Below are 26560 nucleotides of genomic sequence, written 5' to 3'. Positions count from 1 at the left end.
GGTACTAGCGGCGCTCAATCAGCGTATACGTACTCGCGTCTTGCGCCGTGATAAATGGGTTCGGCTCACCTTGAACGGCGATGCGCAATTCGTGCATCGCCCGGGTGCAGGCGGTGTAAAACAATTGGCGCTCAAGCGCTCGGCGATACACTTGGTCAGAACCGTCATAAATCAGAACCGCGTCAAATTCCACACCTTTGGCGAGATACGCGGGAATGATGAGCACGCCCGGTTGAAACGTCGCCGTCTCCTTGCGGATGAGGCGAGCGGACAAAGTCCCGCCAATGCGTTCAAATACGGCCTGACTTTCTGCGGCGGTTTTGCAAATGACGGCCACAGATGAATAGCCGGCTGCTTGCAAGTCCTGTACCTCGCGTACAATATGCTGGTCGTAATCCGCATTCGCTTTTAGAAGGATGACGCTGGGCTTTGGTCCCGAGCGGGCAAACGGGATGATTTGCTCGCCACCATCAATCATTCCTCGCGTAAAACACACAATCTCCTGCGTGGAACGATAACTCCGCCACAATTTGACGATTTCCGTTTTATCCTCTCCATACAGCGTCTCCAGTCCACGCGGGTTACTAAGGCCAGACGCATGCGCAAACACCGACTGATTGAGGTCGCCGAGCGCCGTCATCCGACTGCGCGGAAATAGTCTGCGTAGTACTTCCATCTGCAATAGGGAGTAGTCCTGTGCCTCGTCGATAATGACGTGCTTCACGGCTGTGTTGAGCGTCATCCCTTGAATCAATTCCATGAAATACAAGTAAGGTGTCGCATCCTCATAAGCGAGCTCGCGTGCATCGAGACGGGTCACCGTCTGTTTACAGATCTCCTGCCAGCAGGACGGCAATGCGTCCTTCGAAAACACTTGAACGAATCGCGATTCGTCTGCAAACAATTGCCGATACATGCCGCGGACGTCGACAAAACGAAGCTGTTTAATCGCGCGACGAACCTTTCCCATACGCCGGTTGACGACCATCCGCGAAAGAACTTCCTTTTCCTGATCAAAATCGTTAAAGGACGCATCCACATGTCTTTGCATACGCCGTACCTGGTTGTAGGCGCGTTGATAGTCGTCGTGATCGAGTAATTCGATGTCGTCCTCAACCCAGGACTCATGAATCTCCCGCTCGACAAACGCGTCTACTTCTTGCAAGAGCCACTTGCGTAACTGCTCCATACGCAAATGCATGCGCAGTGAGGGCTCAAACGCATAAAACCGTTCGCGAATCGCTTCCTTTGAGACAATCACTTTGTCGCGAAAGCGAATCGATAAAAAGCGCATCCCCTCCCGCATCAAGGCATCGACATAGCGAACAATCCCATCGGAAAAAGGGAGTGTGGATTTGAAGCGAATGCCCTCTAAGCGCACCTCGTACGCGCTGGTGGAGTCGGCTGTCAGCAAGTATTCGAGGTGATCGAACGGATCCTCCAATGTAAACGACCGCCCCAGACGATGTTGCAAATAATCGTAGAACGTCGTCTGCTGCATATTCTCCTCGCCCAATTCCGGCAAGACCGTTGAGACGTAACTATTGAACATCGGGTTCGGGGAAAACAAAATCATTTGATTGGCGACAAGCGTCCCCCGGTGCTTATATAGGAGGTACGCGACGCGCTGCAGTGCAGCGGACGTCTTACCGCTGCCAGCCGCCCCTTGAACAATCAACATGCTTGCCACGTCATTGCGGATAATTTCGTTTTGTTCCCGCTGAATCGTGGCGACAATGCTCTTCATTTGGGAATCTGCATGACGCCCTAAAGCTTGCATCAGCAACTCGTCGCCGATGGTGATTGCTGCGTCAAACATCACTTCAATCTTCCCGTTGCGAATGACGTACTGCTTTTTTGCCGTCATCTCTCCTGCAATTTCCCCCGCCGGGGCCTCAAAGGAGACAGGACCAGGCGTGTGATCATAGTAGAGGCTCGAAATCGGCGCCCGCCAGTCGTAAACCAAAAATTCATCGGTCTCCTCGTCGCGAAACGCGCCAATCCCGATATAAATTTTCTCGACATCGCGCGCCCCTTGCTCGATGAAGTCGATACGTCCGAAAAACGGCGAACTCACCAACCGCGTGAGCAGTTTCAACGCATCAGCAGAGTGACTGTACCGACGTTCGCGCTCAGATAAAATCTCAGCCTGCTGGCGGATAGCGAAGTGCGTCTCCGTAATGTCGTCCATATTGCCCAGATTGACTGTCACATCGTCCCAAAAGTTGCGCCGAATCTCCACAACTTCACCCTTCACGCCACCCATTTCGCGCTCAATGGCATCCATCTTTTGCTTGATGCGCGCCGTAACGTGATGGACATACTGCTGTTCCGCTTGCCACTCTTCATTTGCCATGAGTTAAGACCTCGCAATCTTCCGTACGTACCCACTGTAACGCCATCGCGACGACGACATCCTATGCGTCCGTGCAGGGTACTTGACATTCATGTTCTTTACCGTTATAGTATAATTAGATCTGTATATGTGAACGTAATAACGCCGCGTAACTTCAAGAATACCACACCATCTATCCGATGTTCAATCCTCTTTCTCTCACAATGTTTTTCCCGTTTGTACATAGTGTAAGGTGATTATACTCGTTATTCGAGGAATGAATGAAGCGCAAAGCGTCAACTCATATAGAACAGTGGCGCGACGATTGCCGTGCCACTGTTCATCACGATCACGACTTCAGCCCATTCCTCCGCCGGGGGATCTTTGGCGAAGGCGGCTGCAATTGGCTCGCCGGTCGATGCGGCAATTCCGGGGACACACCGCCATCCGTCTGCAGGCTGGATACCTGGTCCATCACTGAGTCTAAATAACACGCTTCACCATGCATCTGGTTGCCGTCAGATGTCGGATTGTTTCCCATGACATCGCCTCCTGCCAATTTTTTGACCGCGAGGTTAGCGTGACCGCAGACGGATTTTGATATGCATTACGCCTGGACCATCGCGCCTTCGTGCGGCGCCTGATGTTGCGAGTCATCCGTCGTCAACCGACGGCCGCGAACCAGGTAGTACACGAGCGTCAGTCCCAGGAAGACGCCCCAGTATAAGAACAGATGCCAGAGGTCGCTGTGCATAAATGAAACTTTGCCGCCCCCGACGATATAGCGGAACCCATCGACCGTATAAGTCATGGGCAAATACGGATGAATCGCCCGGAAGAATGCGGGCGACAAAATCACAGGGTACGTCCCAGAACTGCTGGTCAGTTGCAGAACGAGCAGGATAATCGCAATAAAGCGCCCCGGATTATCCATGACCGTGACAAAGAACTGAATGAGCGACACAAACGTCATACTCGTCAGTAAAGAGAACAGGACGAAATCTGTTACGTTGTGGACGTGCAAGCCGAGTCCTAACAACAAGATAGCGTCGGCAATCAAGGCTTGCACCACAGCGATTGACCCAACCAACAACGTCTTTGACAGGAACCAGGCAAAGCCCGAAGACGGCTTTTTGGCTGGATTACGGAACGCGACAATCACCGACATCAACAATGGGCCAACAAATAAGCCCAGCGACAGAAAGTACGGTGCGAAGCCTGTGCCGTAGTTGTCTACATCGCCTGCCTGCGACTGCGAGACGCCCACTGGGTTTGATGTTGCCGCAATCACTTGCTGCGCGTGCAATGCAGGCATTTTATCCGCAGCGCGATTCAGTTGGCTGGCGAGTTGTGTCGCGCCACCGGCCACTTCTGTCGTGCCGTTGGTGTAATTGCGCAGCGCGCTCTCAAGTGTTCCCGTACCACTCTGAAGCTGATTTGCCCCGGTCTTTAACTGTGCCAGACCGGATGCGACCGCTTGACTGCCGTCAACCAGCGCAGGTTCCTGTTTAACGAGTTGCGCCGCACCCTGACTCGCCTGCTGCAATTTTGGCGTGACACGATTCAACCCCTGCTGCAAGGCCGTGGTGCCCGTCGCCAGTTTGTTTGCCCCTTGTGCGAGCGACGCGCTCGCTGAGGACACCTGTGACGAACCGGTCGCAACCTGTTGACTTGCCTGAAGAAGTGCTTGGAATGACGGATCCGACGCGACATCTGGGTGTGCAGATGCATACTGCGACAGCGCTTGCGCTAACTGACTTGCACCCGTCGCGGTCTGTTTGGCACCGCTCACCTCGGTGGCTAGCCCGCTTTTCAGCTGCTGCGCCCCTTGGTTGACAGTTGTCGCCGCACCGTTTAACTGTGTTGCGGCACCGGCCAGTTGACCAAGTCCCTGACTCAACTGTTGATTGCCTTGATAGACGGACTTTGTCCCACTGGCGACTTCCTCCGCGCCCGTCGAGGCCTTCGCAATGCCGTTCACCAAAGTACCCTGACTACTCGCCAAACGCGCCGCTCCACTCACCAATTGTGGACCCGACTGCTGGAGTGTCACCGCGCCGTTGGCCAGCTTCTGGGCGCCATTCGATGCCTTGTGAAACCCAGTCTCCAGTTGCTCGACACCTGTCACCAGATTTGCCGTATACGTCTTGGCTATCTGCTGCGCCGTTTGCGACTGAAGCTTCACCATGGCGTTGCGCCCAATGATGCCAGAAATATAGTTTTCTCGGTCATTCGTCACGCTCTTCAGTTTCGGCTGCGGCGCCCCCACTGTGGTAGCGGCATTCGCAACTTCCGAAGAAAAGTTCTTCGGAATCGTGATGACCATATAGTACTGGTTATCCTCCAGGCCGCGGTTGGCCTTATCGGCGGACACGAAATTCCAATCAAAATCGTGATTGTTCCGCAGCTGATTCACAAGCTTTTGACCAGCGTCAATCTTTTCGCCGTCATATGTCGCGCCCTTATCGTTGTTGACAACCGCGACAGGCAGCCGGTCAAGGTGTCCATAGGGATCCCAAAACGCCCACAAATAGACCCCCGCATAGATAATGGGGATAAAAAAGATCCCTAGGATGGATATCAACTGCTTTTTCTTCCCGTAGTTAAACCGAAATTCGTCTCGAATCGTTTGAAACAACTTCATGTCTCGCCACCTCCCTCTATCTCTCTGTGTACATTTCATTGTGATTGGTCAGGCCTGGGTGCGATTGAGCCCTTCCGTAAAGACGACGTGGAACACCTGCATCAACGCATCGTCTGACAGTGGTTCATGTCGACTTTCCCAGTCCACCAGGATGGCGGTGTAGGTACGCAGCATGATAAACGCAACGAGTTCCGTGTTGCACGGCTTCACGTCTCCATTTGCCACACCGGCTTCCAAATGCTTACGCAAATAATTCAACACGGCTTCCTCGACGCGGGCCATGCCCTCGATGACCGCCACAGTCCCCAGCTGTTTGCCTTCCTGGGCGAGTTTTACGAGCAGTTCATGCTGCGCGCGAAACCGCAGAACACTGCGCAGCGCGCGTTCCAGATTGTTAAAGAACGTGTCACCAGCGACAATGGAGCCATCCGCAACGGCTCTCATCTCCACCACAAGCCGGTTGAGAATATGCTCCAACAAGGCTTCCTTACTCGGGAAAAACGTGTAAATGGTCCCCTTGCCGACATTGGCGATGCGAGCGACATTCTCCATCGTGGTTCCCTTGTAGCCAAATTGCCGAAATGACTGCTCTGCCGCCTCGACCACTCTCATCTGAAGGTCCAACGCCTCACCCCCTAACCAATCCAGTCAATCTCTTCTGACCAGAATACAAAAACGGTCAGACGGTCAAAAAAGAGTATATCGCTGGATGGATGTCCGTGTAAAGATGGGGATTCATCCAATCTAGCGGCCATGGCCGGCGTTCAGCTCGCTCCCCAAAGGCGAGAAACGGTGAACGACCGGCCAAGACACACGTTACTTACCAAGCGGCAATCGATCCGTCCGTACGAGGCTCCGTCCCCCCGACAAGGGTTCCCTCTTCTGTCCGCCAAATGATTTGGCCGCGTCCAAAACCGCCGACATCTTCTGCGACATCGACCTCGTGCCCTCGTCTACGCAAATCCTCTATTACATCGGCGCCATAGGTCTCCTCAATGCTAACTTGATTGTCCTGCATCCACTGCCAACGTGGCGCATCCAAGGCCGCCTGGGGATTCATCGAGAAGTCGAGCGTGTTCATCATCACCTGAACGTGGCCTTGCGGTTGCATAAAGCCGCCCATGACGCCAAATGGTCCAACAGCAGCGCCATCCTTTGTGAGAAATCCTGGGATAATCGTGTGGTACGGTCGTTTGCCGGGCGCTAATGCGTTTTTATGGGCCGGATCCATCGAGAAATTATGCCCTCGATTTTGCAACGCGATGCCTGTATTCGGCACGACCACGCCCGAGCCAAACCCCATATAATTGCTCTGAATATAGGAGACCATGTTTCCCTCGCCGTCTGCAGTCGCTAAGTATACGGTACCGCCAAGCACCGGCGCACCAGGATCCGGCAACAACGCGGTTTCGCCAATGCGATCGCGCTGCTGTGCTGCGTGCTCATCAGAAAGCAACATATCCAGCGGAATCTCCGCATGCCGCGGATCTGCAATATGCCGCTTCCCATCCGCAAAGGCGAGTTTCATCGCTTCCAACTGCAAATGAGTACGCTCGCGAACATCCATTGTCGAAAAGTCGTAGCCCTTGAGAATATTGAGCGCCATTAGCGCGACAATGCCTTGACCATTTGGAGGCAATTCCCACACATCATAGCCGCGGTATTGAATGCTGACTGGATTGACCCAGTCAGACCGATGGGCGGCGAGATCTGCCTTGGCCAGCAAACCGCCGGTCTCACGGGCAAACCGCTCTATCTCCTCCGCGAGCTCCCCCTCATAAAATGCTTTAGCACCAGACTGCCCAATCAGTTCCAGCGTGCGCGCGTGTCCTGCGCTCCGGAACGTCTCACCGGGTTTTGGCGCCCGTCCGTCAAACGTAAATGTCTTAAACCAATGTTCAAACTCTGGCCCCTCCAGCGCAGAGGCAAATCGCTTGGCGGCAAGCGCCCAATACTTCGCAGCAGTCGGGGACACCGGGTGACCGTCCCGGGCGAGGATGATGGCTGGATCAAGTACTTGGCGTAAAGTCAGGTTGCCAAAGCGCTCTACTAAATCGGCCCACGCCGCCGGCGTACCAGGCACCGTGACCGGCATCCAGCCAAATTTCGGCATCTCGCTGTACCCGCGTCTCGCGAGTTCCCCGAGACTGATGCCAGCAGGCGCGACACCACTGCCATTTAACCCGTGTAACTGGCCCTTGTGCCAGACAATCGCAAACGAATCGCTGCCAATACCATTCGATGTAGGTTCCACTACAGTCAATGCCGCTGCGGTTGCAACGGCAGCATCTATCGCATTACCGCCTTGCTGGAGCACCTGCAGCCCAGCTGCTGCGGCCAATGGTTGCGAGGTCGCCACCATCCCACGCCTCGCGTAGACCGCTGTCCTTCGCGACGAGTACGGATAATCAAGCGCATCAAAATTCATAACGTCCATCCTCTCACCTACATTCATTTTCAAACACATCTCAGATAAATCTGAAACATCAATAAAGACAGTATACTTGGTTTTCGTTCGAAAAGTTTGGTAGGCAGGCAAAATCTGATTAGAATATTTATCCTAAAGAGGCAGGGACGGAGAAGATGTGTCCACAATCAATGAGGGGCAGTACGAAAGGTGACGCCTTTCGTACTGCCCCGATACGCTTCAAATACAGCCTCTGACAAGTATCCAATCACACGGGTGTGGTCCACTTACCGTCCCGCATAATGGCGATGGTCTGGTTGTCGTGCGTAATGGCATCGATATTCATTTGATTGGAACCAATCATGAAATCGACATGCATCAAACTGTCGTTTAAGCCATGCGCTTCATAATCACCGTGACCAATGTTCTCGCCGCCCTCAACGAGTGGGTACGCACGTCCAATCGCCAGGTGGCAGGAGGCATTTTCGTCGAACAACGTGTTGTAGAATAACTGACCCATCTCGGCAATCGGCGAGTCCACCGGCACCAAGGCCACTTCACCAAGATAATGGCTGCCCTCGTCCGCCTCGACGATATTCTTGAGCGCGCCCTCGCCTTGTTCTGCGCTGTATTCCACAATCCGACCCTTTTCAAACTTCAACCGAATGCCATGAATGGTCGTGCCGTTGTGGTTCAGTGGCATCGTACTCGTGACCACGCCATTGACGCCATACTTGCTCGGGGACGTGAAAACTTCCTCGGTCGGCATGTTGGCCACAAAAGGAACCCCGTCAAGCGCCGGCTTTTGTGCCGAGGTCCAGTAGTGTTTCGGTGCCAGTTCAACCGTGAGATCCGTACCAGGTGCTTGGTAATGCAGGCTGTGAATGTGCAGCGAATTGAGGTAATCGCTGCGCTTGCGCAAGTTGTCGATGTGTTTGCGCCAATCCTCCACAGGGTTGTCCCCAAGCGCCCGGGCACAAAACAGAATGTCCTTCCAGAGTGCGTCAATGCGCTCTGCCTCAGGCAATTCCGGATGAACTTTATCAGCCCACGCCTGCGTCGGCGCAGAAGCGAGCGTCCACCGGTACTGATCTGCGGTACGGCGGTTGTCGAAATCGCGGAAAGTCGAGCTAATCGCGCGTTCAGCGGCGGTTACACGAGCTGGGTCTATCCCCTCATACAAGTCTGGGTTGGACGCAGGGATGGCAATAAATGCGGCGCCTTCCTTGGCCAGATGCTCGACCCACTCAAGTTGCCACTTCGCGCGTGCCTCGAGCGTTTCCAATGAACCGCGCTTCACGGTTTCACGAATCCACCATTCGTCGCCCCAGTCCACTTGGACAAACTTAGCGCCCGCGTCGTAGGCCACGTCTACCAATTGACGTGCGAACTCCAAATGCTCTGCATACACCTGCCGACGGCCAAATCCAATCACCAAGTTTTGCCCCGGCTGCAAGTTGACGCCGACTTTCACCGCTAATTCCGCATACTTCCTCAGATGTTCTTCCACGAGATGTTCATCTCCTCAGGTCATTGTCAGTCACGCTATCGCAGGTAACAACCAACGATGCCACCCATGTTCATAGTATCAGAACAAATTGCGGGTTCGCATCCAATCTGAGGACGACTGAAACGATGAGCGAATCTCGTCGAGTGTTCACCTATCGAGTACGCGCCGAGGCGCCCAATCGATTATTTCGGGTGATTGATGTTATTCATCGTGGTAAACCCATCCTTAATCACGGTATCTTGAATATTGTCCTTCGTCACGACGACTGGCTTGAGAAGCACCGCCGGAATCTTCTTTCCAGAGCCATTGTCCTGTGTACTATTGACGAGGTCAGACCCCGGCGTCTGCCCCTTTAACAGGTCGACGGCAAGTTCGCCAGCCACCTTCGCCTCTTTCGGAACGGCCTTGTAAACGGTCATCGACTGAGTCCCAAGCATAATGTCGTGTAGCCCCGCGTCCGTCGCGTCTTGGCCCGTCACCGGAACCTTGCCAGCCAAATGTTGTGCGCTGAGCGCCTGAATCGCAGAACCCGCTAATCCATCATTTGCAGCCAGCACGCCGTCGACGTGATTATTTAACTTCGTCAGCGCCTGTTCCATTTCACGCAATCCATTTTGCGGATCCCAATTGGGCGTATACGACTCGTAGCCGAGCTTCAGGGTGCCATTCTTGAACAGCGGATCCAGCACGTCATGCGCACCTTTTCGAAAAGCCAAGGCATTATTGTCCGTCTGCGCACCGTCAAGCATCACCACGGTGCCGCCCTTTGGCGTATGATCTGCAATATACTGCCCTTGTAGCTTGCCAACCTCTTCATTGTCAAACGAAACGTAATAATCTACCGGCGCGAAAGAGATCATCCGGTCATAAGAAATCACTTTCACACCTGCCTTGTCTGCCTCGTTCACAATGGTCGCTGCAGCAGACGAATCGACAGCACAAATAACCAGAACCTTCGCGCCGTTCGTAATCTCGGCTTCGGCTTGCTGCTGCTGAGTTGTCGCATCACCCTGTGCGTTCTGGTAATCTACCTTGGCCGCCGGGTCGAGCTTTTTCACCTCAGCTGTGAAATCTGGCCTATCCTGCGACTCCCATCGAGCAGATGACGTCGTATCCGGCAACAGCAGCGCAATGGTACCGCTTCCATCGCTGGTTGACGAATTCCCGCCGGAACCAGATTGATTTGACGTGCTGGTGGTCGTGACACCACAGGCAGTCGAAAATGCCATGACAATTGCCACTGCCACCCCTGTTTTTATCATGTTTTTCATGCTTCATTGCCCCTTCGAGTAAGCGTTTTCATAATAGTAAATCTGGTAAACGAAATAATCAATATATTTCTTCTACTTCAATAAAAATCTTCTGATGACGCTTCATGGAGATATTAAAAATCAACAGCAAGGCAAAGACGCGCGGGAGCCCGCGCGTCTAAACAAGGGGGGATAAAGAAACGCCGCCAAGTTGGACATAACATCTCCGTCCCGCTTGGCGGCGCTCAATCTAATTTTCTCTTCCAATATGAATGATTGAATTAACGACCGGCGCGTGTGCGACGGCGACGCGTGATGGTATCAATCGTAACAGCCAACAACAGGATACCACCCTCGACAATATACTTCGTGCTGGATGGCGCACTGAGTAAGTCCATCCCATTTTCCACACTACCGATAACAAGTGCCCCGGCGAGTGCGTTCCACATGCTACCGCGTCCGCCAAATAAACTAGTACCACCGATAACAGCAGCGGCAATAGAGTCCATCAACAAATTGCCACCACCAGAAGCAGGTGATGCAGAACCCAGTCGCGAAGCGCCAATAATACCGCCAATTGCGCCCATCAGTCCCGCTAACGTGAAGATACTAATTTTAATCGCCCGGATATTGATACCAGCGCGGCGCGCTGCCTCTTTATTTCCACCCAGCGCGTAGATATGGCGTCCATATCTCGTCGACTGTGTGATAAACGCGAAGAGGGCGATGAAGACCAACAGGATAAAGCCTGCTACCGGAAGTCCACGATACGTATTCAGGACGCCGACGACAATTGCAGAAACCACCAAGACGATGAGCGAGCGTGTCAACGTCGCAGTGGTCGACGGGGCTGGCAAATGCCGCTTTTCGCGGTTCTTCTGCATCATGAACGCCCCAAGTGCGTACAGCACTGTAACAATGACCACCAATACCCACCCTGTCGCGGGTGTCAAATACGTCGAAGTCAAATCCAACAGCGTCTTGTTCGAAATCGGAACCGTACCGGTATTTCCGAGCATCCCCAAAAGAATCCCCTGATAGCCCAGCGAACCGGCGAGCGTGACGATGAAGGCTGGCACGCCGATAATCGTCACCCAAAAACCCTGGAATATCCCAATCAAACCACCGCTAACCACACTTAACAAGATACACAGCCACGGGTTCACGCCAGCGACGGAGAGCAAGACGAGAACGGCCGCCGCGACACCGCTGACAGCGCCAATAGACAAGTCAATTTCGCCAAGTAACAAAACAAATGTCTCACCAATGCCGAGCATACCAATTTCGGCAATCTGTAAAATCAAGTTTGACAAGTTCCGTCCGGAAAGGAAATTTCCATTGACGGATTCAAAGACAATCCAAATAACGATAAGGGCAATAATGACCGGAATAAGTCCTAAATCCCCGCTTGCAAGCCGCGCCCGCAGGCCGGTTGGCGTGGCGCCCACTGTGTGTTGTCCCTTCTGTACATTCGCACTCATTTGGCTGTTGCCACCTCCTCGTTGACACCCGTAATCGCGGCAACCAGTTCCTCACGGTCCGTCTCTGTCTTAATAAAGTTCGCAACCGTTCGACCGAGTCGAAGAACGACAATTCTGTCTGCCACTTGAAGCACATCCGCCATATTGTGCGAAATCACCAGGACGCCAACGCCGCGACTCGCCAAGCGTTCAATCAACTCGAGCACCGCTTTCGTCTGCGCTACGCCAAGGGCCGCAGTTGGCTCGTCGAGCATGACCAACTTCGAGCCCCAAAGCACCGCACGGGCGACCGCAACCATCTGCCGTTGACCACCAGACAGCCCTGCAACTAGTGTGCTGAGTGCCGGCAAATTAATGGACAAATCCTGCAATACAGGTAGTGCGCGCTCTTCCATCTCCGCCTTCTTGAGCATCTTCGGAAGCCCTGGAATCAGGGTTCGCTTCAACTCCCGGCCAAGAAACAGGTTAGAGACAATGTCCAAGTTGTCGCACAAAGCGAGATCTTGATACACGGTCTGAATTCCGAGGCGCTCTGCCACGCTTGGACTTGAAAGGGAAACCGGTTGCCCCTCGAAGTAAATCTGACCTTCATCCGGTTGCTCAACACCTGCAATCATTTTAATCGTCGTCGACTTACCAGCCCCGTTGTCGCCCACAAGTGCCACGACTTCCCCAGGGTAGACGTCTAAAGACACGCCCTGTAGCGCTTGCACAGCACCAAAGCGCTTACGGATGTCCTGAACGCTGAGCAAGGGTGTACTTTGTTCACTCGTCACTCCAAACACCTCCAAAAACATCGTTGGTCTTTTGGGGAGGAGTAAAACTGGCCCTCCTCCCAAAAATCCAAAGCAGTTGAACTGCCGCTCTCTTATTTCGGGTTGTTAATCTTGGCCATCGTCGTAAAGCCGTCCTTGATGACAGTATCTTGAATATTGTCCTTGGTCACGACGACTGGTTTCAACAGGACAGCTGGAATCGGCGTCCCCGAACCGTTGTCCTGCGTGCCGTTGACTAAGTCAGATCCAGGTTTTTGACCTTTTAAGATATCGACTGCAAGCTCAGCAGCGACTTTCGCTTCCTGCGGCACAGCCTTATAGACCGTCATCGACTGGGTTCCAAGCATGATGTCGTGCAGCCCTGCGTCCGTCGCATCCTGCCCTGTGACGGGCACCTTGCCAGCCAAGTGTTGTGCGCTCAGCGCCTGAATAACCGACCCCGCGAGCCCATCGTTTGCGGATAGCACCGCATCGACGTGGTTATTGAGTTTGGTCAGCGCCTGCTCCATCTCGCGCAAGCCATTCTGCGGGTCCCAATTTGGGGTGTACGACTCATACCCAAGTTTCAACGTTCCATTCTTGAACAGCGGATCAAGCACCTCGTGTGCGCCCTTGCGGAAGTCCAGCGCGTTGTTGTCCGTCTGCGCCCCGTCAATCATGACGACAGTGCCGCCTTTCGGCGTATGATCCGCAATATACTGTCCTTGTAGTTTGCCGACCTCTTCATTATCAAAAGAGACGTAATAGTCAACGGGTGCTTTGGAAATCATCCGGTCATAGGAGATGACCTTGACGCCAGCTTTGTCCGCCTCAGTGACGATGGTTGCAGCCGCAGCCGAGTCGACAGGGTCAACCACCAGAACCTTTGCGCCATTTGTAATTTCCGCCTCAGCCTGTTGCTGTTGGGTCGTCGAATCACCCTGGGCGTTCTGATAATCTACTTTCGCCGATGGATCAAGTTTCTTTACTTCAGCTGTAAAGTCAGGTTTATCCTGGGACTCGTAACGAGCCGACGAAGTCGTATCTGGAAGCAGCAATGCGATGGTACCGCTTCCACTGCTAGATGAGGAAGATCCTCCGCCACTCGAATTGTCTCCGGATGACCCTGACGTCGTGACCCCACACGCTGTAGCTAGGGTCATAGCGACAACAACTGCTGCGCCAGCGGATAGCATACTCTTCATTTTCATTTGTAATCCCCCTTGTGCAAACGCTTACTATCGTGACGTCTATGATGCCTATTTTTGTATGATGATTCCAATCTCCGGTCTGTTTTGTTGCTCTTCACAACCAACTCACCGTGATATGGACGTCACAGATGCCATTAAGGCAAGTTTTTTGAATACGCTTTCGCGTCTTCGTTTGTATGTTAAACTATATGCAATCAGTTCGCAATAGTTCTTTGCAAAACTTGAGGTGGGATCATTGGCGAAGACCGTGGATGCTGCAACCATGCGGCAAATTAACAAAGGGTACGTCACAGAAATAATCTATAATCAAGGTCCGTTGTCACGAATGGAAATCTCTCAAGTGACCGGACTCAACAAGGCGACCGTATCTTCGCTCGTGGACGAACTGATTGCCGAGCAGTTCGTTCAAGAAATCGGCCTTGGCGCATCGAACGGCGGCCGCAAACCGGTCATGCTCAAAATCAACGCTTCCGCTGGGTTCTGTATCGGCGTGGATGTCCAAATCACCCACATGAAAACGATACTGGCGGACTTGAGCGGCGGGATTGTATATCAACACATGCGGCCTATCGCCGCAATACATGGTCTTTTGTCTCAATACGAATTAGAGGAATTGTTGGTTGAGGAAATTCAACGCGCCATCCAACAAGCTCCACCCAGTTGTCACGGTATCTTGGGAGCAGGCATCGCGCTTCCAGGTATCGTCAATTACCGAACAGGGTCCGTCTTCTATTTACCGAATATCGAGATTCGCGATTGGAATTTGACCGACAGCCTGTCAAAATCGTTTTCCTTTCCCGTCTTCGTCGACAACGACGGCAATTGCGGCGCATGGTCCATCTATCGTGAGCGCCATCAGCAAAACCTCGTGTTTGTCAACGTCGGCATTGGAATTGGCACAGGCATTGTCGTCAACGGTCATCTCTACCGAGGGCAGGATGGAATCGCTGGGGAGTTCGGCCACACGTCCATCGCAGCCATGGGCGCTGTTTGTGCATGCGGCAATTACGGGTGCTGGGAGCAGTACGCCTCAGAACAAGCCTTACTGCGCTACTTGCGCGAAGTGGAAGAGATACCAGCGTCGCTTGAGCTGTCACCCAATCTCGTCTCCTTAGCCGTCGATAAGGCCGCGACGAGTCCCGGTTACCAACGCGCATTTCGAACGCTCGGGCAATATCTCGGCATCGGCATTGCCAATATTGTCAACTCGTTAAATCCAGGACTTGTCGTCATCGGGGGAACCATGGCACAAGCCGCCCCGTTGTTTTTACCAGAAGTCCAGTATGTCGTCGGCCACCGCGCCATGGCTTCCAACAAGCAGGTCTGCCTGACGGTCGCCAACGAGGACGCTATCGTCCTCGGCGCCGCGCAGCTCCCGATTTCCAACACGCTCTTGCACAGCCCATTAGCCGAATCGTAAAAAAGGCTCCGGACGGCGTTTGTCGCGACGCCGCCCGAAGCCCCTCAAAAACAGATTACGTTGTGCCACCTACTGCGACTTAACTCAACTGTGCGGCGATATTTCGCGCCACGTACACCCCGCTGCTGGCTGCCTGGGCAATGCCCCGCGAAATTCCCGGGCCGTCTCCGGCACAATAGAGTCCCGCCACCTTCGTCTGCAAGTCGCGTCCGACGTCGGCGCGCGACGCGTAAAACTTGGCCTCGACGCCATAAAATAAGGTATGGTCGCTCGCAATACCCGGCGTCACGTGATTCAAGGCTTCAATCATCTCTTGAAGTGCCACCATCGTCTTGTGTGGAAGAACCAAACCGAGATCACCTGGAACCGCTTCCTTGAGGGTCGGTTCGATAAATCCTTCCCGAATACGCTCGACCGTGCTGCGCCGACCCTTTAAGATGTCCCCGTACTTTTGTACGATAATCGATCCGTTGGACAACTCATTCGCCTGTCTACAAATGCTCTTCGCAAATTCATTCGGGCGGTCAAACGGCTCAGTAAACCGATGACTGACGAGCAAGGCGAAGTTCGTATTCTGCGTCCCGAGCCCGGGATCCTTATAAGCGTGCCCATTCGCCGCCATGACCCCGGTGTGGTTCTCAATCACGACGTGTCCCGACGGGTTACTGCAAAACGTTCTCACCTTGAGCCCTGTAGATGGCGAGTGGAAAATAAACTTCCCTTCGTATAAATGCTCGTTGATTTCTTGCATGACGACGTTTGACGTCTCCACGCGAACGCCAATGTCCACCTGATTGTTGCTCATCTTCAGATGATGTCTGCGGAACAAATCGGACAACCATGTCGATCCATCGCGCCCCGGCGCCATAATCACATAATCGGCCTCAATTTTCTCATCGCCGCGGACCTGAATTCCGCGAATTCGACCATCTTCTATCAACAAGTCCTCGACGAACGTGCGGAACCGCAAATCAATGTGTTGGGCCAAGTACGTAAAAATGTCGTTCATCAGCGCCAAGTTTACATCTGTTCCAATGTGTCGCACACGTGCGCGGAGCAACTTCAACCCTGCCCCGATCGCGCGCCGTTCAATCTGCGCCACTGCGTCTGTCGTCGGATCTGTAATCGTATCTGGCGCCCCGTGCTTCAGATTGATTTCATCCACGTGGTGAATCAACCGCAACACCTCAGACGGTGGCAAATAGTCCGTTAAAAATCCACCAAACTCAGAAGTAATATTAAATTTCCCGTCGCTAAAACTACCTGCGCCGCCCGCGCCATTTATCACACCACATGCGGGCCAACAACTCGCGTAAGTCTTGATTTTATTTGCAGGAGGACACTTGTCGATTTTGCCTTCCATGATAGGACAATGCCGATACTTTGCTTCAACGCCTTTATCCACGAGGAGAATTTTGGCCTTCGGTGCCGTTTTCGTAAATTCATAAGCGGCATACAACCCTGCTGGACCTGCCCCAATAATAATGACATCGTATTTTTGTGTCATGTTCCTTCCCCCGTATCCTGCTGGCATCGCCTGAATACGAACGTTAAACAAAATTAAGTCGCGAATGTTCGGATCCAAACCCTTGCTATTATACCTAGTTCCCCACAAGTTGCAACCCTTGATGTCCGTTCGATGCAACCTTGACATGCGAACATATGTTCTATACATTGGAAACACAACGACTACAACGGAGGGACCCGGTATGACGCACATCTACCTATCCGGTCCAATGACAGGCCACCCTGACTTTAATCGACCCGCGTTTAACAACGCTGCGTATTGCCTTCGTATCACCGGATACCAAGTCACAAATCCCGCGGAACAACATATCCCAGGGGCCAGTTGGGCAGATTATTTGCGCCATGACTTGGCATTAATGCTCCAAGCGGACTGTGTTGTAACACTAACTGGCTGGCAACAGTCGAAGGGTGCATCGCTTGAGGTGTATGTCGCCAAACAATTGGGGATACCTGTGTATGAATTGACAGAAGTGCTCGGAACAGAGGGGAAACCCGCAAGAGACATCGGCGAGGGCATCAAACAGCTATCGCTCGGTATCTAACGGGGATATACGGTTTGTTCGCCAAATTGGAAAAGGCGGCCGATATCAATCGACCGCCCACGTGAACAGGTATTGCGATAACGATACGTTGCTAGCCCTGCCTCTCAAGCAACCATGCGGCTCCAAAGACCGCGCCTGTTTTGAATCAATATCTATAACAACCGATTTTCGTCTATGTTCAGCATATACATAATTTATAACCAGATGCATGACTACCTGCCAATGCATCATTCTATCATAAATTGTAAGTTTGTTCAACTCCGGACGCAACTTCATCTCAATCCTGCCACTTCGTTTCCAAACCCCACACGAACATTGGATTAAAACAATCGGGTTACATCGGGATGAAAATAGTGTCGTCGGCAGACAGATCTGTACAAATCATTGCCTCCAACTTCGATTTGCTCACCCGAATAAACCGGCACGCCATCCTTGATCTTTAAAATCATCGTCGCCTTCCGATTGCAGTCCGGATGGGCACAAATCGTCTTAATCTCCTCGATTTGGTCAGCCCAGAGCACTGCTGCCCGGCTTCCTTCAAAAAACTCGTTGCGATAATCCTTCAATAAACCATACATGATGACTGGCGTATTCAACTCATCCACCACTTTGGCGAGTTGTTGGATGTGACGTTCTCGTAAAAACTGAACCTCGTCGACAAGAACGCAATCGGGGAGTGTCTGTTTCACTTCCTCAAACAGGTTCGTATCGTCATCCACCTCAATCGCGTCCTTCTGAATTCCCACGCGCGACGCGATTTTGCCATGCCCAAAACGTGTATCAATCGCAGGGGTGAACAACGTTACCTTTTTCCCCTGCTCCTCGTAATTGTGCGCCACCGTCAGCAATTGAATCGATTTGCTCGCATTCATTTGGCCAAACCTGTAGTACAACTTCGCCACGAAATCACCCTTTATCAAACGCCAATCTAGTATGATTCGTCTATTCTAGCACGTTCCCGGACGAGATTTGCTCTAACACCTGGACAAATACTTCCACTGGCTGCGCGCCAGAAAGTGCGTATTTCCCGTCAAAGATAAAAAATGGAACGCCGGAAATCCCTGCATCTCTCGCAAACTGAAGGTCTTCAAGCACCTCCGCCCGTTTTTCCTCATGCAGAAGCCCGTTCTGGATTACTTGTGTGTCCAGGCCGACACGTCGAGCGACTTCCAATAAAACCTCCATGTCGCCAATGTCCTCCCCACGAGAAAAATAGGCGTCATGCAGTTCTTGTACCACCGCCTCCTGGCGATCCAACGGGGCCAATTTAATCAATTCATGCGAGCGCATGGTATTGGGAATGTGGTCAATTTTCTCAAATTGAAAATCAACACCACAAGCCTCGCCAATTTGACACACGCGAGCATGCATCTCATCCGCGCGCGCTTGCCCTCCTAACCGTTCAACCAGTGAGGACATCGGACGGCCCTCGGGTGGTGTGGTGGGATCGAGCAGAAAAGCGTGATAGCGGACCTCCACAGGTTCTTGTTGAAACTGTTCCAGCGCTTTAAACAAATGGGCCTTACCTACTCGACACCAGGGACATACTGTATCTTGAAACACACCTATTTTCATCGTAAGCGCGCCTCCTCATGACCTTAGTATAATGGAACGATAATAAAACTGCCCCGCGAGGATACGTCCACGCAGGGCAGTCAGAGGTTTATCTCAATTCTGTTGGCGAATTAATACATACAGGCGAGGGAACCCATCGGATCCCACGGATTCAAGACAATTGGTTCCTGTGTCAGGGCAGCGCGCTGTGCTTCATTGAGATACTTCTGATGCACGACAATTTGATACATATAATCGTCGAACCACGCGTCGCTCATGACAAAAAATCCATCACGCCCGACATCCTTCCCCCAACTGTTCTGTACCTTCCAGCGATCAACGCGACCGTCCACGACATTGGCGCCTGTAAAGACCATCGCATGGGTCATGAGACTTTCTCCGTAAGCCAAGCGCTCGCCCTTCGTCATGGTGAACGCCGTCCCTAAAATGCCCTCGTAATCGTAAAAGGCTGTATCCATAATGCCTGTTTCCCTGTCCGACATCTTCCCGACGTCGCAGCCAAACCAGACGGGCTCGCCGTCTTGAATCTGCGCCAGTGCCAAACGTTTTACTGTATCAATATCGACATTAAAATACCGGACTGGATATCCACCCTCGACGTTACCCAAGTACTTGACCGTATACGTCTTGCCAAACGGTTTGTCAGACGTTGGCGCATTGATGATGCTCACGTAATCTTTCAATTGAATGCCGGCATACTTCGCAAAAAATTCTTGCGGCGTCAACCCGAGGTCACGATGAAAGGTATTGTCCTTATCGCGATACTCGAAGTCGAACGTATCCGGCGGGGTCCCCAGAAAGTAGCAAAGCAGGCGATAAAATTCGCCCATAAACGCCTGTTTCTGCGCGCGCAGCGCTGTCACCGGCGCGCCCGCCAGGTATTGCGAACGATACTCACTCGCCTGCTGGCGCAATTTGCGCGTCAACAGGGCGTTCATGACGGATGAACGGCTACTGTGGTAAGTCTCTGCCATCACAGATTGCGGTACGACCCCGTACTTCTCGACAAATTGACAAACATGTCCCACTGCCCGCCGTCCTGTAAAGGCGCTTGCAGTAACCACTGCACAATGCGGCTGTCCGTCTCCTCGTCCAACGTATCCAAAATGCGTTCTAAGAAGTAATTTGCTTTCTCGAATTTATCCCAAAACATCTGATACGACTGAGAGAGTTCAAACGGTGGCATGTGATTGCGTGTCGCGATGTCCTGTCGAATGGCGTTGAGCCCTGCGAACAGCCAACACCGTCCGCTCTGTCTCTGATTCGTCACGGCACCTGTGTCAATTTCATCCGAAAACGTATACTGCATCTTTGCAACGGCGTCGTGTGCCGTCGCCACTTGCTGTATGCCACTTTTTGTGATGGCGTTCATCCGCACGCGATTCGTCGAATCGCTGTGAAACGCCGAAGCGTACTTTTGAAGTTGTGCAATGGTTATCGCGGTATCGTCGGTGGAGATTGGTGTTGCCATCGTCTGCATCCACTCCCTGCGAAGTCATCACGCACGAATATCTGAATATTCGAGCTAAATCCATTATAACAAAAACACCGCACCAGAAATGACGACCTGCACATTTCTAACTGTTGCCGAATACAATCAAAACATGTCCAACTACGGACAAGATTGGTAACCGCCAATCGAATATAATAGTAATTGTGGTAGTAATCACAATTTTCACCACTCTCGCATACCGAAAGGATGGGTTGTGCATGAAGCGAAACATTCTGTTTGCCACCGAAACAGACGTCAATCAGGGAAAGGGTTACTTCCCGCAAGACATTCGTCGCTTGTACAATATACCAAGCAACCTAACAGGTAGCGGCCAAAGTATCGGTATCCTCGAATTCTCAAATGGATACAGTATCAACGACGCAAAGCAGTTCTGGTCACAACACGGTATCCAGGTTGCGAATGTCGCTTTCGTCTCCGTAGACGGAACCCGCAATGACGGGGGGCGCAGCCCGGACGATGAAGAGGCGTCGCTGGATTTGCAGTGGGCTGGCGCTATCGCCCCAGGTGCGAAGCTGATTGTCTATGAGGCCAACGCGGGGCAGACGTTCGAGACATTTGCCGATGCCGTGATCGCAAGTCTCAAGTACGTACTCAACGATACCACACACAACCCCTCCGTCCTGTCCATTTCATACGGTGACGCCGAGTCGTCCTTCGACCAGGACGCACTCACACAAATCGCCGACTTGATTGAACAACTGAGCCAAAAGGGCGTTACGGTATGCATCTCATCCGGAGACCAGGGCGCATACGGCATGCACGATACGCGCGGAGTGCCTGAGCGGCACGCGGACGCACCCGCATCTGTGCCATTTGCTGTAGCCGTCGGCGGAACGCACCTCAACCCAGATGGAACCGAAACGGCCTGGACGTACAACGGACCACAAAATGGCGGCGCCACAGGTGGCGGATTCAGTGACGTCTTTCCAAAGCCCAGCTATCAATCGTCCTTTAACAGCACAGGCCGAGGGTTACCCGACATCTCGTTCAACGCAGACCCTGCGAGTGGTTACCAAATTATCTTCCAAGGGCAAAATGCCATTGTCGGCGGCACTTCCGTGTCCTGCCCGGTATTTGCAGGCATTGTGGCCCTGCTCAACGAGCGGCGTGCACAACTTGGAAAAGGGCCAGTTAAAAATCTCACATCGCTACTCTACACGAATTACCATTCCATCCCGTACCGGGATATCACCGTCGGAAACAATTCGTTCAACGGTGTAACCGGATATCAAGCAGCGCCTGGATGGGATGCGTGCACGGGCTTTGGATCCATCGACGCCAGCGCATTCATCGAGTACGTAGCGCAACTCGACGATACACCTGTCACGTCCGCACCAGCGGTTGGTTCCATGCGTTCAGACCAGGCACCGTCCGTATTGCCAAAGTCCACATCCAAGTGTCCGGTGGTTCGCGTACTGGCGACGATTCACAAAGTGGAAGCCGATGCACTCGTCCATGGCGTGCACCATCACCAACTGTTATTGCGCGACGTCCACGTACTCGCAATTCGCGGAGCGGACCCAAGCATCGTCAAGGGATATGCGTTTGTGGCCATCCGCTATGGCGACGACGAAGGGCTGTCCGGACCGATACCAGATCTCAAAGCGGGGCGCTCCATCGAGCTCCAAGGTGAATATATCCCGCAGAATGACGCTTACCCAAGCGTCGGAAATCCGGGTGATCCGGTGATTCACTTCGTCCATCACCCTGTTGGCTTTGTCGAATACGAGGGAAAGACATATCAATAAACTGGTTGTCCTTACCACGGAAGCGTCGCCCAGTGGCGACGCTTTTTTGCTGTGCTAGACTAAACGTATCATGCCTTGCGTCGAGCCAATCAAGATGATGAACCCCTCGACCAGGAGCATTTGCGATCTTCAAGGAGCGTGCACAGTGGTGACCTACAACTGGGTGACTATCGTACTTACCGTCATCATAATAGGTTCCGTCCTCGCAGGCTTCGGCCGCGGCTTTGGGCGGGAAAGTCGATTTGTCGTGTGGCAAATCATCTCCATCGCGGTGGGCATCGCGTCCGTCGCCATAGGCTGGTGGGCGAGCCATGCCGTCAGTAAGGTGGCCTCGCAACAAAACACTGCGAATTCACCCCATTGGCTGGCCCAAATCCTCGTTGCATGGCAAGCCAATCCGAAGATTGGGATGTGGATTGCGTTTGCCATCTGTTATCTCATTATCGCGGGCGTGTTGCGTAACCTCATTGGCCTGATCGTCGGCCTCATCCCTACCTGGATGCCACGGCCACTACAGGAAAGCCGCCTGCTCGGCGGGGCGGTCGGGGCCATCATGGGGATTGTTCGATCCGCCGTCGTCGGCGCCATCATCTTCATCGCCCTGCAGTATTTGTCGATTCCGCAATTGTCCAAGCAGGCAGCGGCATCGACACCTTACCAGACACTCAGTGCGCGTATCTACGAACCCTGGTTAAAACCGCTGGTAGCCAAAACATTGCCTGTGTTATCCCAAGATGCGTTCCAGCCACTGACGAAAAACATCAGTATGTTTGCCGTACCATCGGGCACCAAAGGGCAAGAAACCGGGGTCTTGTTGGTTCCCACCCAAATAGCCAACTTGTCACACCAGCTGACACAAGGAATGACGGATCCAAAGCAAAAGGCCAAAGCGTTGTACGAGTGGGAAATTCATCACATCAGTTACGATTGGAAGAAATACGACGACTATGTATACCACGGAAAATGGGATCAACAATCCCCACTCGACACCCTGCGCACTGGGAAAGGCGTGTGTGCCGACTACGCGCTACTCTATGCGGACTTGGCTCACGCAGCGGGTCTCAAGGTGCAAATTGACGAGGGAATCGGGGGCACCGGCGGGGATTACGGCAGCCATGCGTGGAATCAAGTCTATCTGCCCAATGAACAACGTTGGATCACGGTGGACACCACCTGGGGCGCCTCGCAAGACGCATGGTTTGACGTCCCGCAATCGACCTTCGACCAGACGCACATCCAGCAAACTGCCATTATCATTGATCCGAGCAGCACAACCTAAATCCTTGGCAGAAGGGGGAGGCATCGCCATCCCCCAGCCGCGCAAGGTCATTGAAACCGATTCACCAACCGACCGAGCCCCGACACTTCGCAGACGACTTCGTCACCCGCCGCGATCCACCGCTTCTCCGACCGCCCCATGATGACGCCCTCGGGTGTCCCGGTGTAAATCAAATCGCCTGGCTCCAACGTCATGATTTGCGACAGGTCGGAAATCACCTCGGCGACCGAGAAAATCATGTCTCCCGTGTTGGAATCCTGCATCAATTGACCGTTGTGCCACAACTTCAGCCCGAGGTTTTGTGGATCGCCCACTTCGTCGGCTGTGACGATACATGGGCCAAGCGGTGAAAACCCGTCGATTGCCTTGCCATAAAGCCACTGCCCGGTACGAAACTGCAAATCGCGCGCCGACAGGTCGTTCCCTGTGGCGTAGCCAAACACATATTGCAACGCAACCTCCACCGACACCTGCTTCGCTTTGCGTCCAACAATGGCCACGAGTTCGACTTCAAAATCGATTTCCCTCGCATTCCCAGGAATCGTCACCGTCTCCCCACTGGCAGCCAGGCTATTTGGGAATTTGCTGAAATAAATCGGATACTCCGGAATTGGCATCCCGGTCTCCTCTGCGTGCCTGCGGTAGTTTAGGCCGACGCAGAGAATTTTGCTCGGCCTTTGGACCGCCGGGGCAAATCGGACGTCATCCGGTGACAAAAACTCGGTCGCCGCTTCGACAAATGAGCGGATGGCCTCGACATCGTGCCCATCCATCGCGATGACATCCATGATGGACGCCGGAAACGTCGGTCGATCACGACCCTGGGTGACATCGACTATCCCGTTATCCCGCCAGACACCTACCCGAATACCGGATGGACCATAAAAACTCACCCATTTCAAATCCTCCGCCTCCTTTTAATCGCCTTGCCCGGCCTGCGCACGACCGCTGTGGGGCCGAAACAACCAATTTTGTTCGGATGTCACATACTCGCTGAAATCAAGCCCGAGCCCGCTGCCACTGACGGCAGACGATTTTGCAACATCCACCAACCACTTCGTCAGCCCCGCTACATTCATCCCCTGCATTTCACTTGCCGTAAAAAACCCTACGTCATCCACCTCTACCCCATCCGCACGCGGCTCGCCCGCAATGTAGCGGAGTGCAAACGCGACATACAGATTATGTACTTGCCGAGGCTGATCACGCAGTGCAATAATCCGATCGACCTTCGCAGTGATACCGGTTTCCTCCAGCACCTCCCGCTCGACGGTCACATGAATGGGCTCCGTCTGTTCTGTATAACCACCGGGATTCGTCCACATGCCACGCCCCGGTTCCTGCGCCCGCCGAACAAGCAATATACGATCCTCCCGGAACACAAGCGCCCCGACGCCAATACTGTAGTTCCCCCAATGTACAAATTCACAAACGGGACAAGCACGCCTTGGAACGCCGTCCATCAGCTTCGTCACCAGTGCGTGACCGCACGACATACAGAAATTGGCCGCGATATTCATCACCCGCTTTAAGCTCTGATTACTCTCATCATACGCAATCCCACGGAAGAAGAAAAACGAGGTTTCTTAACAAAGGGCCGTCTATCCATACACAAAGGCGACCTTTGATAGACAAAGGTCGCCTTTGCACCGATAAACGAACAGGTTACCGCACTCGGAGATCACTTAATATATCTACGTGCTCCGATATATTTCGGTCCCCAGTAGGAGTTGTTAATGCTGTCAATCGAAACGCCCATATCCTGCGCATCGATCATCATGCCACTACCCATATAGATACCGACATGCGTTGCCCCCGGAGCATAAGTGCTGAAGAACACCAAGTCACCCGGTTGCAGGTTGCTCTCGGATACAGGAACACCCGTGGCAAACTGTTGTTCAGAGGTCCTCGGAATCGAAACCCCTTCATGCCCTAACACATATTGCGTAAATCCAGAACAGTCAAAACCGGACGGCGACGTTCCACCCCAGACATACGGCGTACCCAAGAACGATTGCGCGTACTGGATAATCGCACTCGCGCTGGCGTTCGCCAAGCTCGCAGTTTGCTGCGCGACATACGTCGGGTTACTTGCTTGCTGTTCAGCCTCCTGCGTCTGCTGCTGAATGGCTTGAATTTGAGACTGCGTCAACTGGATTTGGCTCTCCAACGTACCTTGCTTTTCTTTACCAGCTTCGATATTGTCCTCAATATTCTTCAAATCAGCTTCGCGCTGGGCCTTAATGGACTGGTCAGACTGTTGCAATGCCGCCAATTGGTCGTGCACAGCTTGCAATTTCGCTTGAGAAGCTTTCACTTGGTCCTGCTTTTGAATGATGCTCTTTCGAAGTTGTCGCACAGAATCAACCACCTGGTTCTGTGTATTCGAAATGAGCGTCAAATCATATAGACGCGATAGAAAATCGGAAAAACTATTGGCCTGGAACAACACGCCCAAATAAGAGACATTCCCGTTTTCGTATGCAGTTCTGACCATATCGGTGAGCTCATCTTGCTGTTTCTGGAGTTCCTTCTTGTTCTGTTCCAACTGTTGAGTGAGGGCATCTTGTTGTTTTTGGAGGGACGACATTTGGCTATTGGTAGCCGAAATCTTCGTATCCAAGGTATGTAGGGCGTTGTCATAACTTGTAATTGCATTCTTGAGCGCCGCGGCCTTCATTTGGGACTGACTAATTTGACTTTGCACCTGCGACTGCTCATCTTGTAACTGCTGCAACTTCTGATTGTCTTGTGATAACGTATCGGCCTTCGCAGAAGGGACGGAAAGTGCAAACGTACCTATCAGCAAAATTCCTGCGGATATTCCTTTTAGCTTGCTGTTCATTCTCGACCTCTCAAACCCGACTTATATTTTCTTCTCTTAAGTCCTTAATCTTCGACATAAGTTGACGTTTTCCTGCATGTCAATTCAAATTTTGACGGCATCCCACAATCGGTGATTAACGATGTCATAGCGGCTATGCGTGCGCGCTAGGAAGGTAAGGTGTTCAGGCGAGCGGATTGGATTACTGCACGGAATGTGCCCATGTTGACCTATCGGTGGAGGGCGGGGATTCGAGGAGCATCAGAGGATGCCCGGCGCGAATGTCTTATTAAGACACCCACGGCCGATTCGGTGGAAATAAGGCATCTAATCTGCACTAATCCCTGGTTTTCCGCCTTTATCGGGCAGCTTTTGAGTAAATAGGGTATTTTGCGTGCCTTAAATCCATGGAATCCCTCGAAAATCCGAAAATAGGGCACATATCCTACCTTATCTGCGCCAGCTCCGGCTCCCAGCACTCGATCCCGACGCCGCCAGCCCCCGGCTCCGCGCCACAGCCCCCACCCCTCGCCCCAAAC

20 protein-coding genes and 1 pseudogene are annotated in these 26560 nt (G+C 52.8%); 4 read left to right on the top strand and 17 right to left on the bottom strand.

The annotated features are described in order from the left end of the window. Nucleotides 1–4 precede the first annotated feature (4 nt). From helD to K1I37_RS01030, 10 genes are all read right to left on the bottom strand, one after another. Nucleotides 5–2356, bottom strand: a complete 2352-nt coding sequence (gene helD, locus K1I37_RS01075) for an RNA polymerase recycling motor HelD (protein WP_021294702.1) — start codon at nucleotides 2354–2356, stop codon at nucleotides 5–7. Between the two features lie 328 nt (nucleotides 2357–2684). Next, complete coding sequence (locus K1I37_RS01070; protein ID WP_021294703.1) at nucleotides 2685–2876, bottom strand: hypothetical protein; 192 nt, start codon at nucleotides 2874–2876, stop codon at nucleotides 2685–2687. Nucleotides 2877–2942: 66 nt separating this feature from the next. After that, complete coding sequence (locus tag K1I37_RS01065; protein ID WP_021294704.1) at nucleotides 2943–4979, bottom strand: YhgE/Pip family protein; 2037 nt, start codon at nucleotides 4977–4979, stop codon at nucleotides 2943–2945. Between the two features lie 48 nt (nucleotides 4980–5027). Further along, the gene (locus K1I37_RS01060) at nucleotides 5028–5603 is read right to left on the bottom strand and encodes a TetR/AcrR family transcriptional regulator (protein WP_021294705.1); all 576 of its coding nucleotides are present in this window, start codon (nucleotides 5601–5603) and stop codon (nucleotides 5028–5030) included. Nucleotides 5604–5799: 196 nt separating this feature from the next. Continuing rightward, nucleotides 5800–7407, bottom strand: coding sequence for a gamma-glutamyltransferase family protein (locus K1I37_RS01055; protein WP_021294706.1), 1608 nt, complete (start codon nucleotides 7405–7407; stop codon nucleotides 5800–5802). Between the two features lie 247 nt (nucleotides 7408–7654). After that, the gene (locus K1I37_RS01050) at nucleotides 7655–8896 is read right to left on the bottom strand and encodes an aminopeptidase (RefSeq protein WP_021294707.1); all 1242 of its coding nucleotides are present in this window, start codon (nucleotides 8894–8896) and stop codon (nucleotides 7655–7657) included. Between the two features lie 182 nt (nucleotides 8897–9078). After that, nucleotides 9079–10167, bottom strand: a complete 1089-nt coding sequence (locus K1I37_RS01045) for a sugar ABC transporter substrate-binding protein (RefSeq protein WP_021294708.1) — start codon at nucleotides 10165–10167, stop codon at nucleotides 9079–9081. Between the two features lie 260 nt (nucleotides 10168–10427). Then, nucleotides 10428–11627, bottom strand: coding sequence for a sugar ABC transporter permease (locus K1I37_RS01040; RefSeq protein ID WP_021294709.1), 1200 nt, complete (start codon nucleotides 11625–11627; stop codon nucleotides 10428–10430). After that, the gene (locus K1I37_RS01035) at nucleotides 11624–12403 is read right to left on the bottom strand and encodes an ATP-binding cassette domain-containing protein (protein WP_236613802.1); all 780 of its coding nucleotides are present in this window, start codon (nucleotides 12401–12403) and stop codon (nucleotides 11624–11626) included. Before K1I37_RS01035 ends, K1I37_RS01040 begins: the two co-directional genes overlap by 4 nt. A gap of 92 nt (nucleotides 12404–12495) precedes the next feature. Further along, entirely contained in the window at nucleotides 12496–13593 is a 1098-nt protein-coding gene (locus tag K1I37_RS01030; RefSeq protein ID WP_021294711.1) for an ABC transporter substrate-binding protein, read from the bottom strand. A gap of 235 nt (nucleotides 13594–13828) precedes the next feature. Here K1I37_RS01030 and K1I37_RS01025 point away from each other — a divergent pair, with 235 nt between their 5' ends. After that, on the top strand, nucleotides 13829–15013 hold the full coding sequence (locus tag K1I37_RS01025; protein WP_021294712.1) for an ROK family transcriptional regulator: 1185 nt from the start codon (nucleotides 13829–13831) through the stop codon (nucleotides 15011–15013). 79 nt (nucleotides 15014–15092) lie between these two features. Here the strand turns inward: K1I37_RS01025 and K1I37_RS01020 are convergent, their stop codons facing one another. Further along, nucleotides 15093–16520, bottom strand: a complete 1428-nt coding sequence (locus tag K1I37_RS01020) for an NAD(P)/FAD-dependent oxidoreductase (RefSeq protein ID WP_021294713.1) — start codon at nucleotides 16518–16520, stop codon at nucleotides 15093–15095. Between the two features lie 202 nt (nucleotides 16521–16722). Between K1I37_RS01020 and K1I37_RS01015 the strand changes: the two genes are divergently transcribed. After that, on the top strand, nucleotides 16723–17082 hold the full coding sequence (locus K1I37_RS01015) for a DUF4406 domain-containing protein (RefSeq protein WP_021294714.1): 360 nt from the start codon (nucleotides 16723–16725) through the stop codon (nucleotides 17080–17082). 320 nt (nucleotides 17083–17402) lie between these two features. Here K1I37_RS01015 and K1I37_RS01010 read toward each other — a convergent pair whose 3' ends face one another. The 3 genes and pseudogenes from K1I37_RS01010 to K1I37_RS01000 all read right to left on the bottom strand — a co-directional run bounded on the left by K1I37_RS01010 (nucleotide 17403) and on the right by K1I37_RS01000 (nucleotide 20128). Continuing rightward, nucleotides 17403–17984, bottom strand: a complete 582-nt coding sequence (locus K1I37_RS01010; protein WP_021294715.1) for a thymidine kinase — start codon at nucleotides 17982–17984, stop codon at nucleotides 17403–17405. Nucleotides 17985–18024: 40 nt separating this feature from the next. After that, nucleotides 18025–18657, bottom strand: coding sequence for a DsbA family oxidoreductase (locus tag K1I37_RS01005; RefSeq protein WP_021294716.1), 633 nt, complete (start codon nucleotides 18655–18657; stop codon nucleotides 18025–18027). A 110-nt stretch (nucleotides 18658–18767) separates the two neighbouring features. Next, a pseudogene (locus tag K1I37_RS01000) lies at nucleotides 18768–20128 on the bottom strand (aminopeptidase C). 239 nt (nucleotides 20129–20367) lie between these two features. Between K1I37_RS01000 and K1I37_RS00995 the strand changes: the two are divergent. Continuing rightward, nucleotides 20368–21918, top strand: a complete 1551-nt coding sequence (locus K1I37_RS00995) for a S53 family peptidase (protein ID WP_021294719.1) — start codon at nucleotides 20368–20370, stop codon at nucleotides 21916–21918. 145 nt (nucleotides 21919–22063) lie between these two features. Then, entirely contained in the window at nucleotides 22064–23197 is a 1134-nt protein-coding gene (locus tag K1I37_RS00990; RefSeq protein WP_021294720.1) for a transglutaminase domain-containing protein, read from the top strand. 47 nt (nucleotides 23198–23244) lie between these two features. Here K1I37_RS00990 and K1I37_RS00985 read toward each other — a convergent pair whose 3' ends face one another. The 3 genes from K1I37_RS00985 to K1I37_RS00970 form a co-directional block, all read right to left on the bottom strand. After that, nucleotides 23245–24090, bottom strand: coding sequence for a fumarylacetoacetate hydrolase family protein (locus K1I37_RS00985; protein WP_322790877.1), 846 nt, complete (start codon nucleotides 24088–24090; stop codon nucleotides 23245–23247). A gap of 24 nt (nucleotides 24091–24114) precedes the next feature. Further along, entirely contained in the window at nucleotides 24115–24660 is a 546-nt protein-coding gene (locus K1I37_RS00980; protein WP_322790866.1) for an NUDIX domain-containing protein, read from the bottom strand. Between the two features lie 218 nt (nucleotides 24661–24878). Then, complete coding sequence (locus K1I37_RS00970; protein WP_021294723.1) at nucleotides 24879–26042, bottom strand: C40 family peptidase; 1164 nt, start codon at nucleotides 26040–26042, stop codon at nucleotides 24879–24881. Nucleotides 26043–26560: the final 518 nt, after the last annotated feature.

The organism is Alicyclobacillus acidoterrestris (assembly GCF_022674245.1).
Taxonomy (GTDB): Bacteria; Bacillota; Bacilli; order Alicyclobacillales; family Alicyclobacillaceae; genus Alicyclobacillus; species Alicyclobacillus acidoterrestris.
Note: the sequence above shows the minus strand (reverse complement) of the source record. Positions and strands in the feature narration are given on the sequence as shown.

Excerpts from the sequence above, each read along its gene's own strand:
- helD (WP_021294702.1), bottom strand. The coding sequence starts at position 2,356 with ATGGCAAATGAAGAGTGGCAAGCGGAACAGCAGTATGTCCATCACGTT.
- K1I37_RS01070 (WP_021294703.1), bottom strand. The coding sequence starts at position 2,876 with ATGGGAAACAATCCGACATCTGACGGCAACCAGATGCATGGTGAAGCG.
- K1I37_RS01065 (WP_021294704.1), bottom strand. The coding sequence starts at position 4,979 with ATGAAGTTGTTTCAAACGATTCGAGACGAATTTCGGTTTAACTACGGG.
- K1I37_RS01055 (WP_021294706.1), bottom strand. The coding sequence starts at position 7,407 with ATGAATTTTGATGCGCTTGATTATCCGTACTCGTCGCGAAGGACAGCG.
- K1I37_RS01045 (WP_021294708.1), bottom strand. The coding sequence starts at position 10,167 with ATGAAAAACATGATAAAAACAGGGGTGGCAGTGGCAATTGTCATGGCA.
- K1I37_RS01040 (WP_021294709.1), bottom strand. The coding sequence starts at position 11,627 with ATGAGTGCGAATGTACAGAAGGGACAACACACAGTGGGCGCCACGCCA.
- K1I37_RS01030 (WP_021294711.1), bottom strand. The coding sequence starts at position 13,593 with ATGAAAATGAAGAGTATGCTATCCGCTGGCGCAGCAGTTGTTGTCGCT.
- K1I37_RS01020 (WP_021294713.1), bottom strand. The coding sequence starts at position 16,520 with ATGACACAAAAATACGATGTCATTATTATTGGGGCAGGTCCAGCAGGG.
- K1I37_RS01015 (WP_021294714.1), top strand. The coding sequence starts at position 16,723 with ATGACGCACATCTACCTATCCGGTCCAATGACAGGCCACCCTGACTTT.
- K1I37_RS01005 (WP_021294716.1), bottom strand. The coding sequence starts at position 18,657 with ATGAAAATAGGTGTGTTTCAAGATACAGTATGTCCCTGGTGTCGAGTA.
- K1I37_RS00995 (WP_021294719.1), top strand. The coding sequence starts at position 20,368 with ATGAAGCGAAACATTCTGTTTGCCACCGAAACAGACGTCAATCAGGGA.
- K1I37_RS00980 (WP_322790866.1), bottom strand. The coding sequence starts at position 24,660 with ATGGACGGCGTTCCAAGGCGTGCTTGTCCCGTTTGTGAATTTGTACAT.
- K1I37_RS00970 (WP_021294723.1), bottom strand. The coding sequence starts at position 26,042 with ATGAACAGCAAGCTAAAAGGAATATCCGCAGGAATTTTGCTGATAGGT.